The 12,440-nt window shown below is 65.9% G+C and carries 11 protein-coding genes; 1 reads left to right on the forward strand and 10 read right to left on the reverse strand.

The features are described from left to right. Positions 1 to 5: 5 nt before the first annotated feature. The 9 genes from Spa11_RS01350 to Spa11_RS01390 form a co-directional block, all read right to left on the reverse strand. Positions 6 to 2,276 (reverse strand): dockerin type I domain-containing protein, encoded by a 2,271-nt coding sequence (locus Spa11_RS01350; protein ID WP_145105782.1) that lies wholly within the window; start codon positions 2,274 to 2,276, stop codon positions 6 to 8. Between the two features lie 122 nt (positions 2,277 to 2,398). Further along, positions 2,399 to 3,529, reverse strand: a complete 1,131-nt coding sequence (locus tag Spa11_RS01355) for a dockerin type I domain-containing protein (RefSeq protein ID WP_145105785.1) — start codon at positions 3,527 to 3,529, stop codon at positions 2,399 to 2,401. Positions 3,530 to 3,612: 83 nt separating this feature from the next. Then, positions 3,613 to 4,608, reverse strand: a complete 996-nt coding sequence (locus Spa11_RS01360) for a dockerin type I domain-containing protein (protein ID WP_145105788.1) — start codon at positions 4,606 to 4,608, stop codon at positions 3,613 to 3,615. Positions 4,609 to 4,664: 56 nt separating this feature from the next. Next, entirely contained in the window at positions 4,665 to 5,732 is a 1,068-nt protein-coding gene (locus Spa11_RS01365) for a LamG-like jellyroll fold domain-containing protein (protein ID WP_145116880.1), read from the reverse strand. 45 nt (positions 5,733 to 5,777) lie between these two features. Beyond that, positions 5,778 to 6,623 (reverse strand): LamG-like jellyroll fold domain-containing protein, encoded by an 846-nt coding sequence (locus Spa11_RS01370; protein WP_145116881.1) that lies wholly within the window; start codon positions 6,621 to 6,623, stop codon positions 5,778 to 5,780. 138 nt (positions 6,624 to 6,761) lie between these two features. Continuing rightward, positions 6,762 to 7,208 carry a hypothetical protein gene (locus Spa11_RS01375; RefSeq protein ID WP_145105792.1) on the reverse strand — a complete coding sequence of 149 codons (447 nt, stop codon included), beginning with the start codon at positions 7,206 to 7,208 and terminating at the stop codon, positions 6,762 to 6,764. Continuing rightward, positions 7,201 to 8,154 carry a DUF1559 domain-containing protein gene (locus Spa11_RS01380; protein WP_197529659.1) on the reverse strand — a complete coding sequence of 318 codons (954 nt, stop codon included), beginning with the start codon at positions 8,152 to 8,154 and terminating at the stop codon, positions 7,201 to 7,203. The genes Spa11_RS01375 and Spa11_RS01380 overlap by 8 nt, the downstream gene beginning before the upstream one ends. A gap of 40 nt (positions 8,155 to 8,194) precedes the next feature. Then, on the reverse strand, positions 8,195 to 9,985 hold the full coding sequence (locus Spa11_RS01385) for a LamG domain-containing protein (RefSeq protein ID WP_145105798.1): 1,791 nt from the start codon (positions 9,983 to 9,985) through the stop codon (positions 8,195 to 8,197). Next, on the reverse strand, positions 9,978 to 10,544 hold the full coding sequence (locus Spa11_RS01390; RefSeq protein WP_145105801.1) for a sigma-70 family RNA polymerase sigma factor: 567 nt from the start codon (positions 10,542 to 10,544) through the stop codon (positions 9,978 to 9,980). The genes Spa11_RS01385 and Spa11_RS01390 overlap by 8 nt, the downstream gene beginning before the upstream one ends. 256 nt (positions 10,545 to 10,800) lie before the next feature. Here Spa11_RS01390 and Spa11_RS01395 point away from each other — a divergent pair, with 256 nt between their 5' ends. After that, positions 10,801 to 11,364, forward strand: a complete 564-nt coding sequence (locus tag Spa11_RS01395; RefSeq protein ID WP_145105804.1) for a hypothetical protein — start codon at positions 10,801 to 10,803, stop codon at positions 11,362 to 11,364. A gap of 37 nt (positions 11,365 to 11,401) precedes the next feature. Here Spa11_RS01395 and Spa11_RS01400 read toward each other — a convergent pair whose 3' ends face one another. After that, entirely contained in the window at positions 11,402 to 12,412 is a 1,011-nt protein-coding gene (locus tag Spa11_RS01400; RefSeq protein ID WP_145105807.1) for a glycosyltransferase family 8 protein, read from the reverse strand. Positions 12,413 to 12,440: the final 28 nt, after the last annotated feature.

Below are 12,440 nucleotides of genomic sequence, written 5' to 3' on the forward strand. Positions count from 1 at the left end.
GAGCTTCAGTGTTCCGTTGAAAGCACGCGTCGCTGGTCCGCTCGGAGCGCCAGCACGCCGACCGACGCGCCGATCGCGATGGCCGCCGCCGAGGGTTCGGGCACGACCGTCGCGGAGCTGGCCGCGGCGGTCGATGCGCTGGCGCCGTAGTTCTGCGCCCAGGTCAGGTAGTCTTGCTGGCCAATCGATCCCGTGTGCCCGGGCGCTCGGCTGCCCGGCGCGAACGCCGTCGGCGAGCCGCCCAGATTGTCACGGTAGACCGTGTAGTCGGCGCTGTTCACGACGTCGTCGCCGTTGAAGTCCCCGAGCGGCGCGTCGAGGCTCTCGTAGACGACCGGCACTTCGACGAGCCCCTTGTCGGCGTCGTGGTAGGTGAAGTGCAAGTCATGGGCGTCGACCTCGGCGTCGTACAACTTGCCGAGCGTGACCCGGGTCCCGGCGGCGATCGTCGAGTTCCCTTGCAGGAAGGCCTCGCCGACGAACGACGCGTCGCCGCCGTCGAACTCTTCCCAGCCGTCGCCGGTCGGCGGCGTCTGCGGGTCGCCCTGCTGTTCGAAGTCTTGCTCTTGCAGGCTGCGCCAGTTGGCCTTGCTCAGCGACGAGCCGTCGCTGGTGATCTCGTAGAAGTCGATGTCGATGTCGACCGTGCTGCGGTTCTGCAGCCGCACCACGCCCCGCGCCCGATCCACGACGAGCTCGAGCTCCGGCGCGGGGGTGAGGGTCGGCGGCGCCGTGGCGAGGCGGACCTCGTCAATGCTATAGGCGTTCGTTCCCGCGAAGTTCGCGATCCCGATGCGGTCGAACGCGAAGCCGGTGAACAGGTCGAGCGTCGCGTCGCCCGGCCCCGTCAGGTCGTCGCGGTCGTTGGGGTTGAAGAAGATGTTGGCCGTGTCGGCGTTGAGATCGAACCGCACGACGAACAGGTTTGTGTCCGTGTTGAAGTCGCCCAGCCGCGCCTCGTCCCCGCCGCCGCCGCCGACGCTGCCCCGGCTGCGGGCGTAGAAGGCGTTCTCGGAGCCGCCGTTGGGATTGCCGTCGTCGTTGCGTAGCAAGCCGATTTGGAAGACGCGGAACGGATCGGCGTCGCCGCCCATTTGAAGCTCGAGCGCGGAGTAAGGGTCACCGTTCGCCGTGCTGTTGCTCGAGAGGTAGCTGAGGTACGCCACGCCCGAGTTGTAGGTCTGCGGCAGGTTGCGTTGAAAGCGCGAGCCGTCGCCGAGGCTTGTCGCGGCGATGCCGACTTCACTCGCCAGTGTCGGGTAATCGAGTCCCGGACCGGCAAGGGTCCAATCGGCCCCGGAGCGCGAGAAGTTGTTCCGCCACGCGCCGCCCCAGCCGCTGCCGCCGTTGCGACCGGCGAGCCCGCCGGTGCTGTAGTGGAACGACTCGACGGTTTGCGCCTGAACGATGGTTGGCGCTAGGACCGCGACGATGCAGAGGCTGGGCGTGATGACGCGCGCCCCGTGCCGCCGCAAGTTCCAACGAACGCGACGGCGGAACGCCAACGCCAGAGCCGCGCACGCCGCGACGCCAAGCGTGGAAGGCTCCGGCACGCTTGTCAGCGTCGCCAGCGACCCGGCGCCATGCTCGGCTTCGTAGCTGTTTTTAAAGAGGACAAAGTCGCGGGCGTCGGTTTTGCCGTCGCCGTTCATGTCGCCGTGGGCGTGGGCCTCGACCTGGTTGAAGGCGCCCAAGTCGCTGCGGTAAGCGTTGCGGAAGGCGCGCCAGTCGGCGGCGTCAACGGCGCCGTCGCCATCGAGGTCGCCGGGCGCGACGGGGTCGCCGAGATACGTCACCGCGATCGGCAAGACCTCGCCGCTGTTGAGCAGGAGCTCGGCGCGGACGTCCTCGTAAGGGCTGCGTAGCCACGGCGTCCCCAAGTCGATTGTCACACCGCCCGGACCAAAGACGCCGCCGTCGCCGCCGCCGAGCTCGGCCTCGCTGAGGTCGTGAGGCCCCCCCTGCGAGAGCACGGACCAGTGGTCGTCGCTGTCGATCGATCCATCGCCGTCGGCGTCGTAGGCGCCGGCCACGGGGGTCCACGCCGCCGGCGCAAACGAGCCCGCGTCCGACGTCAGGGAGTACCCCGCGATCGGCAGGCTCTCGGTCGAGTTGTTGGCGAGGAGAACCCCGCCTGTCGCGCGGTTGACGAGCAACTCGACGTCGTCGCCCACCGCTTCACTGCCTACCGCTACGAATCCGCTCGCAACGCAGCACGCCAACGCCGCCGTCAATCGAGTCGCAACGCCGCGCCGTTCAAATCGTAAATCGCTCAAAGAAGTAACGCGTCGTCGCGCCCCCGCTCTCGGTTGCCTGCAAGTTCCCTGTCCTCCTACGCATGGCCGATCCGACCTTCGAACCTTCCTCCCTGCCGCTCAGCCCGCCTCGCTCAGCCCGCTTAGCTCCGCCGCTTGCCGAGGCCCGCGAGCGCGAGCCCCACGGCGAGCGACGTCATTGTCGTCGGCTCGGGCGTGGCGACAGCGAAGCTCGAACCAGACGAGGCGCCGTAGTTGGCCGTCCAGACGCCGTAGTCGGCCTGGTCGATGACGCCATCGCCGTTGCCGTCGGCGCGGAGGTCGCTCGTCGAGTCGAGCGTGTCACGCCAGACCGTGTAGTCCGCCGCGTTGACCGAGCCGTCGCCGTTGTAGTCGCCGTGGAGGCCGACATAACGCACCTCGCCGGCGAAGCCGTCGCCGGCCGTGTCGGAAGTCAGCAAGAACGAGAAGTCGAGGTCGCGGAGCCCCCCGACCGTGTAGGCCGAACCGAGGTCGTAGCTCGCCCCCGCGGCGATCGTCAGCGGCGCCAGCGGAGCGCCGGGGCTGCTGCTCGTGTCGAGCCGCGAGACCTCGGCCAACGCGTTCGCCGTGCCGACGTTCTGTTCCCAGTTGGCGACCGTGTCACGCAGGCCGTTCCAGCTCGGGTCGAGCGAGCCCGCGGCCGAGCTGATGATGTAGGCCTCGATCTCGACGGCGATCGCTGACTCGTTGGTCAGCGTCACGGCGCCCGTGCCGAAATCGACGTCGAGCACCAAGTTGTTGAAGCGGGCGTTCTCGTAGTTCACAGCGCCCACCTCGACCGCCGAGTTGTTGAGCGCGTCGGTGTAGCGGAACGACACGTCGCGGTACTCGTTCCCGAAGCCGGCCGCGGTCTGCGCCGAGGCGATCCGTGACGCGTTGGTGGTGAACGAGGCGCCGAGGCTGCGCGAGCCGCCGGGACCGAGGCTGAGGACGCTGTTGGGGTTGGTCTCCAGCAGCAGCTCGCTGCTGGGGGAGTTGGTGGCTTGCCAGCCGTCGCCCACGGCCGTTTCCAGAGGCGCCCAACCGGCCGGGTTGAGCAGCCCGTCGTTCGCCGCGCTGCTTTGCAGCGAGGCGAGGTCGTAGCCGTTCAGTTCGACCGTCTCGGTGTCGCTCGTGTTGACGACCCGGACGAGGCCCGTGGCTTGATCGATATTCAGCGCCAGCTGCGCGGAGACCGGCGCCGCCAGGGACGTCAGGGCCGCCGTCGCGAAGAGGAGTGCGTGCTTGTTCATTGGAGATATCTCAAGAGGTAGGCATGAGATGCGGGGGTGGATTGGTAACCGCTCAGCTGTGTCGCGCGGCCGGGCCGCGCTGGTCAGCCAGCGCGACGGGAGCGGGTCGCGGCGCCGACGACCGCCAGGCCGGCGACGAGCAACGCGGCCGGCTCGGGAACGGCGCTGGTAGCGCCGTCGGTGCGGTTCTGTTGCCAGACGCTGAAGTCCTTGAGGTCGATCACGCCGTCGCCGAACACATCGCCGAGTGAACCGGGCGTCACCGCGGGGCCGCCGATGCGGCTGGCGATCTCGTTGTAGTCGGCGATGTTGACTTGGCCGTCGCCGTTGGTGTCGCCCGTCACGCCGCCGGCCTCTTGATAGCCGACGCCGTCGTACCAGACGCGATTCCCCGCGGTGAGATTGCGGATGTAGATATCGATCTGGCCGCTCCCCGGCGCGACGGCTGTGCCGACACGGGCAGAGAGGAGGTCGAGGTCGGAGGGGACGCCGTTGGTGCGGGTTTGGTCGTTGCTAAAACCCGGGTTCAGGTCGTTCGTATAGAACACGCCGGGATTCGAGGCGACGTACTCATTGGTCGTGTTGATGTCGTCGTAGTTGCTAAATGGCAACTCCGCCGCTTCGTAGACCGGACCGGTCGCGTTGTTGAGATCAGCGACGCTGTAGTTGGTGAACGCCGAGTCCGCGGCCCCGGGGCCCTGTAGCGAAGCATCGAGGTACCAGTTGCCGGTCCCGCCGGCGCCTTCCCAGAAGAAGGCGTAGAAGTTGTACTCCACGCCCGGCGTGAGTCCCGTGATGGTCGTGACCAGCTCGGTCGGATCGACGCCGTTGGAGCTCATGAACTGGTAGACATCGCCGCCGACGCCGTTGTCACGCACGACCCAATCGTCGAACCCGGCGCCGAAGAGCTGCGCCGTGTTGCCGGTCGATCGGTCGGTCTGTTCGCCGGGGGTGAGGATCGGTCCCAGCGAGTCGGCGTCCACGTAGGTCACCGGCTTCTGGGCCAGCGCCGTCGCGCAGGCCGTCGACGCCATGACCGCGACGGCGACGTTCCTTAAAGACAAGGGTCCAAGAGACATTGGTGAATACTCCTTGCGACCGCCCTGCGGCGGATCGGGTGGTTGGTGAAATGATCTCAGCGGGCGCGACGCAGCCCGAACATCGCGCCGGCCACCGCGAAGGCGGCCGATAGCAGCGACGCCGGCTCGGGAACCGCTTGGCTCATGCCGAGGGCGAACACCGTCGGGTAGTTCTGCTGGAAGAACCGCAGGTCACGGAAATCGACAGCGCCATCTTCGCCGGCGATGTCGACGCCGAGCCCCGCTTGCAGGCCGGTGTAACCAAGGCTGTTGCGGACGTTGTTGAAGTCCGTGACGTCAACAACGCCGTCGCCGTTGGTGTCGCCATCGACGATGGGCGGCAGGTCGTTGAGCGTGCTGCCCGGGCTCGAAAAGAGGGCCGCCACTTCACGGACATTCAAAGCCGCGGAGTAGATTTGCACGTCGTCGACCGTCCCGGCGAGCCCATCGACCGGGGACGAGCGCCCCAGCCGGCCGATCTCGAAATTGTTCAACGTCGGCAACTGAGCGAAGAAGGACCCCGTCGCCGCGTCGGCGAGCATGCCATCGACATAGTAGCTGCCGGTCGATGTGGCGTAGTCGATGCTCAGGGCGATGTGATGGAACTCGCCATCGGTAATGACCGGCCCTCCACCGACATCGCCGACGTTGGTGTTCGTGGCCTTCCGGCTACGGCCGTAGCCCGTGCCAGCGGGTGCGAACTGGCCGTTGCCGAGAACGCCCGAGTCGATGTAATCGTTGCTCAGGGTGTTGTTGCCCATGAAGACCGCGACGTTGCGGTTGCCGGTATCGACGCTCTGCACCCAGTACGAGAGGGTGAGTTGATTGCTGGCGACGATCGGCGCGAAAACGCCCTGGGCGTCCGCCATATCGACGATGTCCGCCTGCGCGGCGCCGCCGCTAAAGGTGAACGCCGACCCCGCGACGCCCGTCGCGCTGAGGGTCACGTTCGCTCCAATCGCGCCGTCGTTGCCGCTGGCCACGACCTCGTTGACGGCCGTCGAACCGGAGGCCTCGTCGAAGCGGTAGTGAGCGACGAGGTCCGCCTGGCAGCACGTCGCCGCCGTGAGACACGCCAAAGCCGCGAGGCCTCGGCGTGGCAAGTTGTATTCACTCCATGTCATCAGAGTAGCTCCAAGGATGGTCACGCTTGTGAGTGATGATGGGGCCTAGCACGCCGCGAGTCGGCGCTTGCGAAGCGAGAGCAGACCGGCGCCGGCGACGATCATGCCGAGGGTGGTTGGCTCGGGGAGCGCAACGCCCGGGTTGGCGTACAAGGCGCTGATCTGCGCGGGGCCGAGCACCACGTCGTAGATCTGCAGGTCATCGACCGTGCCCGCCAGGCCGTCGACCGGGGACGAGCGTCCCAACCGACCGACTTCCAAGTTGTTCAGCGTCGGCAGGGCTGCGAAGAACGAGCCGGTCTCCGTGTCGACCAGCGCGCCATCGACGTAGAAGGACCCGGTCGAGGTCGTGTAGTCGATCGCGAACGCCACGTGGTGGAAGCTGCCGTCGTTGACAACGGGGCCGCCGCCGATGTCGCCGACGTTGGTGTTCGTGGCTTTCCGGCTACGGCCGTAGGTCGAGCCAGCCGGTGCGAACTGGTTGTTGCCGAGAACGCCCGAGTCGATGTAGTCGTTGCTGGCGGTGTTGTTGCCCATGAAGACCGCGACGTTGCGGTTGCCGGTGTCCATGCTCTGCACCCAGTACGAGAGGGTGAACTGATTGCTGGCGACGATCGGCGCGAAGACGCCCTGGGCGTCGGCCATATCGACGATGTCCGCCTGTGCGGCGCCGCCGCTGAACGTGTAGGCCGTCCCAGCGACGCCGGCGGCGCCGAGCGTCACGTTGGCGCCGACGGCGCCGTCGCCGGTGGCGACTTGGTTAACGGCCGTGCCGCCAGAAGTTTCATCGAAGGGGTAGTGGGCGATCAGCGCTGCCTGCGCTGAAGTGCCGGCGACGAGCATCGCGGCGGCCAGCAGTCGTGTGAGTCGTTGCGGGTTCATGTGGTGCATCGTTCAACCTCGGGCGCATTAGCGGGTGTGGAAAAGAAGAGAATAGAGAAAAGCAAGTGAGGAGTGGTCGCCCCGTGGGCGGACCGTAGGCCACCCAACAGCCATGGGTGGGCTGTTGGTCGTTAAAGGAAACGGGATTCAACCGTTCGTTTCGATGTAGGGCTTTCCGTTGCCCCAAGTGAGTTCCAACTTGAGGTCGTCGGTGGGGCCAGTGATGTCGATCTCGATCCCCGACGAGTTGGGGTCGGCGTATTTTTCGGGCGCGTGCCACTTCGTTTGGGTTTCGCTGAGCGACTCCCGCGCCATGACGGCGACGCGATTCGGGCCACGCAACGTCCCGTCACCGGGTTCGTAAGAGGCGAGTGTGAATCGTCCCTCGGCGTCGATCTGGCCCGACGCGCTGCGGCCTTTCGGGGGCGTGAACGTCACGAAGCCGTGCTGCACCGGCGCGCCGTCGATGAGGACCACGCCAGAGACGGGCACTCGCTGCGGCCGTCCGTCGCCACACCCCGAGGCAAACGCGAAGGATGCGACCAACAGTCCCGAGACGGCAATCCGACCAATGTTCTTGACGCGATCAATCATTGGTGACGAAGTCCTCCGACGCGATCGTGCTGAGAGCTCGATACGAATCCATGTCGATCTCTTCCGGCAAGAACTCGACGTGACCGTCGCCGTAGGCGAAATTCGCTCCACCCGGGTGCCGACTGGCGAAGGCGCCGTTGCTCCCTTGCGTGGCGCCGAAATCAATTACTAAGCCCAGACCAGGCGCTGTATTCAGCGGGTTGGTCGTGGTGCGCATCGAGTCGGCGTGGCGAGCCGCGAAGGACCAGATGTTGGAGCCCTTGCGGGTGTGGGGATCGATGACCTCGCCTACAAAGAACGTCTTCGACAATCCGTCGATGACCTTGCGAAGCGCGATGGGGTTGCCGTAACGGAAGGCGCCGGTGTTGTCGCACTTTGCACTGACGCCTACCTCGGGCGGGCCGATCGACCCCGTAACGAAAGCATACGTGCCGGTGGCCGGCTTGAGGCCGTTACGGATCGGACCTGGGTCGGGGTTTTCATGAATCGCGGGCGACTGTTCACTCGGACAGACGTAGATGTCCGGCCGGGCCTCGGGGAGACCCTCACGGCCCGGGAGCCTGTGCCAGTTGTTGCCGGTGTTGTCCGACATCCAGACATAGGGAGACTTGTCCAACTGATACTGGTCGTACAACGCGCCCTCTTCCAACTGCGGCAGAATGAGCACAAACCCGCTGATGCGATGCTTGTTGATCTCCGACACCTTCCCCGTCTCTGGGCACTGGTCGAAGAACGGCGTCGCCGGGGGTAATCCTCCATTGGTGTCCTCGTAGTTGAGGATCGCCAGCGCGATGTTCTTGAGGTTGTTGACACACTGGTTGCGACGGGCCGCCTCGCGCGCGGCCTGCACCGCCGGCAAGAGCAACGCCACCAGGATGCCGATGATGGCGATCACCACCAGCAGTTCGACGAGCGTGAAGCCCCGTTGCGTCGACTTGCGATTCATTGTGTTTTGCCTCGAGTCCGTTGTCGCGACTCGGCCTTGTTCAAAGTCCATTGGAGTGTCCCTCGAAGGCGCCCATCGCCCGGTAATGGGACCCGATCTCGTCTTCCGAAAGCGCCCGGTCGTAGATGGCGAGCTCGTCGAGTTCGCCGAAGTACATGCGGCTGGTGCGGGCGTCGGAGATCTGACCGACCACCGCGGCCAGCCCCTCCGCCAAGTCGCTGACCTCCTGCGTCTGGCCGGCCAGCTTGCCGTTGAGGAACAGACGCATCTGGTCGGCCGACTTGACGCAGGTCACGTGCTGCCACTCACGCACGGCGTGATTGCCGTCGCTGAAGAGCTGCGTGCCGCCGACGGAGTCGGGCGAGTGCCGGTGCAAGTAACGCAGCTTCTGCGGACGCATCGTCAACGCGTCGCCGCTGTAGCCGCCGATCTCGATCAACAGGCCGTGCTTCGACGTGGTCGGCGGCTGCGCCGCTTCGATCGACGGCTCGAGCTCGGGGACCAGGAACGACACGATCGTCGCGGTGTGGTGGTGGCTCGGGTTCATCCAGAACTCGACCGAGTAGTCCGCCGGCAGCTCGTCGGTGATTGGCTCTTCCGTCGCCAGGTACCTCGAGCCGATGTCGCCGACGTAGAAGTTCACGTAGCGATTGCCAGGAAGCCCCGCGACCCGCACAGGGCCTTTGGCGTGGAGGTGAAACTTGTCCTGCACCTCGTTGACGAACGAGTTGTCCTTGAAGGTCTCGAAGCGGTAGTAGGCGATCGGGGAGGATTGCCTGACGGCCCCGATGTAATCGTCGGTGACACGGATGTCGCCGCCGCGGATCAGCCCCTCCGCGTCGAAGAGGCCGGGGTTGGCGTCGCCCTGCTCGGCCTTGGTGACGACCCCCTGCGACGACGTGATCGAGCACGACTCGCCGGCGGAGATGAGCAGCCCCCCCTTCACGGTGAGCAGATCGGTGTTGCTGAGGTCGCGCCGGCTTTCGAGCGTGGCGAAGCCGCTGAAGACGTGGATCTCGCTCTCGTTGTCGAGCGAAGCGATCCCCACCTTCGCGCCAGCGGACAGGTGCAGTCGCGACAGCGGCAGGTCGAGCGTCACGCCGCGTGAGGAGACGCTTGAGGAGAGGTCGACGAGCATCTTCCCATACCGCAAGATCGGCAGCCCCTCGGAGCTGAGGACGATCGCCGCGGGCCCCTCGAGCTGGACGTCGGCCCGCCAGCCCGTCGATTCGATCGACAGGGCCGCGAAGCCCTCCAGCAGCTCGACGACCTCGCCATCGCGGAGCTTCAGCGAGTTGGCGCCGATGCCCTCGGGCGCCGCGCCCCACACGCAATTCGAGACCTTCGCGACGAAGACGCTCTGCGGCGAATCGACGCTAGCCACTGGCGTCGGACCGCCGCGGCCGCCGACAAGCCAAGCGCCAAAAACCACGCCAATCAGCAGCGTCGCCGCCAGGGCGCCGGTTCCGGCAGGAAGCGGGAACAGGCTCCAGGCGTTCGCGCGGGGCGTCGTGCCTTGATTGCGCCGCGCCGGGACGGCATGGCGGCCGGCAAGGGCGTCGGCGGCTCCGCCGTACAACCGGGCCGCCGCGCCCTCTCCGGCCACCCCGCCGAGTTGATCCCCAAGCTGCTGATTCTCAAGCTGCCGCTCACTCAAGCAGCGCTCGAGCGTGCTTTGATCTTGCGCAACGCAGGCCACGATCGCCTGCAACTCTTCGTCGGCGGCGATCTGCGCGAAGAGTCTAGCTTCTTCATCCGGCGTCGCCTGCCCGTCACAGACGAGCAGCCAACGACGGAGCACGTCGTGTTGTTCTCGTTGCTGCTTATCCACCGACCCCTCCTAGGTTGCGCTGCACGCACTCGTGCAGGCTGCGGTGAATCGACGCCAACGAGCGGTAAACCCGGGCGGACGACATCCCCAGGTTCTCGGCGATCTCTTTCACGCTGTATTGGTGGTAGTAACGCGACTGCACGATGCGCGACTGCGAAGCCCCGAGCTTGCCGATGCACTCCAGCAGAGCGTCACGCCGCTGGTCCGCGGAACGAGCCGCGTCGAGGGCCTTTTCCGATAGCGCCTCGATCAACTGCGGGTCCAGCGCGTGCTGGCGACGGCTACGCGAAAGGTGCGACAGCGTCTTGTAGCGGGCGATAGCGCAGCTCCAGGCCAGGAAGTCGGTGCCGAACTCGAACTGCTCCCATTTCCGCAGCAAGACGACGTTGGTCTCTTGGAAAACATCGTCCGCGTCGTGACGGTTGGCCGTCAGGGCGAGGACGTACCCGTACAGTGCGCTCGAATGTTTCGAGAGCAGACGCACAAAGCGGTCCTGGCGGTCCGCCTCCGACTCAGCGGATTCGTTCGGGTCGAGCGTCATTGGGAGCAGTTTCGACAAGATTCGGCGCAGCGGCACGTGGAGACAAGAGCGCAGGGTGATCACCCCGCACGCAGAAGAATCCGCCACCGGTTGCTTTTTTCGCGCTGAATCTGAGGAAGATTCGGAAATAATTAGGAGAAAGCCTGTCCGATTGCGGATCGACGAACTTCCCGGGCCCCAAAGCAATCGCCGCCGACCTGGGTAAACTACGGGGCACTAACGACTTGCGGCGAAATGGTCGCGGCAAGCGAAGCCGCCAGCTGGCTCGAGATGCATGCGTCCGATCACCAAAACCTACGCCGACCCTCTCGACCTTGTCTGGCTCCATGCCGCCAAGCAGATGGGAATGCGCGTCGAGCGGAGCGCTGAGGTCAACGCCTCGTGGAGCGGCAACGGCGTCCTCACGATCGGCACGGCCGAGACGCTCGACCCGGACGACTCGCTCGCCCAGATGATTCTCCACGAGGCCTGCCACGCGCTCGTAGAAGGCCCAGAGAGCCTCGCGAAGCTCGACTGGGGACTTCTGAACAACCCCGACAAGAAAGCCCACGAGCATGCCTGCCTGCGGCTCCAGGCGGCTTTCGCCGACTTGGCTGGCATGCGGGCCTTCTTCGCTTCGACGACGATGTTCCGCCCCTACTACGATGCTCTGCCAGATGTCCCGTTGGCGGACGGCGACGATCCCGCGATCGCGATGGCGCAGACCGCCTGGCGGCGAGCGTTTGAGGGCGCCTGGGGTAAGGTCATAGCCGATGCCCTCGGACAGACGGCCCATATCGCCCAGGCGGTGCGGAGGGTCGCGCCGGAGAATTCGCTGTGGCAATACGATCCGAGGTGAGCCGTCGGCGCTCGCCGCGGGTGGCGCCATCGATTCCTCAACCCGCCTTGCGCCACAAACCCTGCACAGCGTTGCGTAGCGACCAGCGCAGCTTCTGCTTGAGCAGCCGGCGTTGCTCCTTGACGATTTGTAGCCGCAATTCCGGAGCGGGCGCGGGGCGCCAGCCCCGCCACTCGGTGCGCTCGAGCGTTTCGAAGAAGGCGCTGGTGAAGGGGTGTCGGCAGCCGTCTTGCCACGGTTTGATTGGTGAACAGAAGTGGACGATCCACGGCTCACGCCGCAACGGCCCGATGGCGTCCTTGCCGACCGGGCTCAGCCGCCACGATGGGTAGTTGTAGATGTGCGCGCCTTGATTCCAACGATGGTCGAGCTGCCGCCAACGATCCGCAAGAACGACGTTCAAGGCGTACTGGTCCCACCACAGAACCTGTTCGGAATTCTCTTGGAGGCATTCGAGCACGCGCTGGGCGATGCGTTCTTCACGCCACAGCGCGAGATTCGCCACCATCAGCCCCGAATTGAAGTACGGCGCTTCGGGACGGAGTCCTAGCTCGCGATAGTTCGCGACCGGCCGCGCCGCCGCCAGCAGCGGCAGCCTTTCGGCGTAACGGTCCGCTGCCACCTCCGCGTCGATCCACGGCGCCGCGAGGTCCTGCACGGCCTGGATCAGCGAGTCGCCCGGCGGCTCGTCCCACAGCGCCGTCACGTCGCGCCGTACGAGCATATCCGAGTCGAGATAGATGACGCGGTCACTGTCGAGGATCGTCGGCAACAACAGCCGTAAGTAAGCCGCCGCCGAGACGTGGCCACTGACGGGCGCGCCGGCAATTGTGCGGGTGTCGGGGCGTTGCCATTCGATCTCCAGCCGTGGGTCGTCCCACGAAGCTTTAAGTCGCTCACGGCTTGTTGTGGAGATGCCGCCATCGAGAATCACCAGACGCAACTGTGTCGATGGCGCCAGGCTATCAATGAGCGAGCGGACCGTCACCGCCAGCGGGATCGCGTAGTTCTCATCCGCGGCCGTAGCGACGACGACTTTTGTAGGCATCGGTTTGCTCACCGAAGAGTGAAACGGC

This window comes from Botrimarina mediterranea (genome assembly GCF_007753265.1).
In the GTDB taxonomy this organism is placed as follows: Bacteria; Planctomycetota; Planctomycetia; order Pirellulales; family Lacipirellulaceae; genus Botrimarina; species Botrimarina mediterranea.

What these genes read in the sequence shown, in the direction of transcription:
- Spa11_RS01400 (WP_145105807.1), bottom strand. Translation starts at nt 12,412, where the DNA reads ATGCCTACAAAAGTCGTCGTCGCTACGGCCGCGGATGAGAACTACGCG.
- Spa11_RS01365 (WP_145116880.1), bottom strand. Translation starts at nt 5,732, where the DNA reads ATGACATGGAGTGAATACAACTTGCCACGCCGAGGCCTCGCGGCTTTG.
- Spa11_RS01380 (WP_197529659.1), bottom strand. Translation starts at nt 8,154, where the DNA reads ATGAATCGCAAGTCGACGCAACGGGGCTTCACGCTCGTCGAACTGCTG.
- Spa11_RS01375 (WP_145105792.1), bottom strand. Translation starts at nt 7,208, where the DNA reads ATGATTGATCGCGTCAAGAACATTGGTCGGATTGCCGTCTCGGGACTG.
- Spa11_RS01370 (WP_145116881.1), bottom strand. Translation starts at nt 6,623, where the DNA reads ATGCACCACATGAACCCGCAACGACTCACACGACTGCTGGCCGCCGCG.
- Spa11_RS01395 (WP_145105804.1), top strand. Translation starts at nt 10,801, where the DNA reads ATGCGTCCGATCACCAAAACCTACGCCGACCCTCTCGACCTTGTCTGG.
- Spa11_RS01355 (WP_145105785.1), bottom strand. Translation starts at nt 3,529, where the DNA reads ATGAACAAGCACGCACTCCTCTTCGCGACGGCGGCCCTGACGTCCCTG.
- Spa11_RS01360 (WP_145105788.1), bottom strand. Translation starts at nt 4,608, where the DNA reads ATGTCTCTTGGACCCTTGTCTTTAAGGAACGTCGCCGTCGCGGTCATG.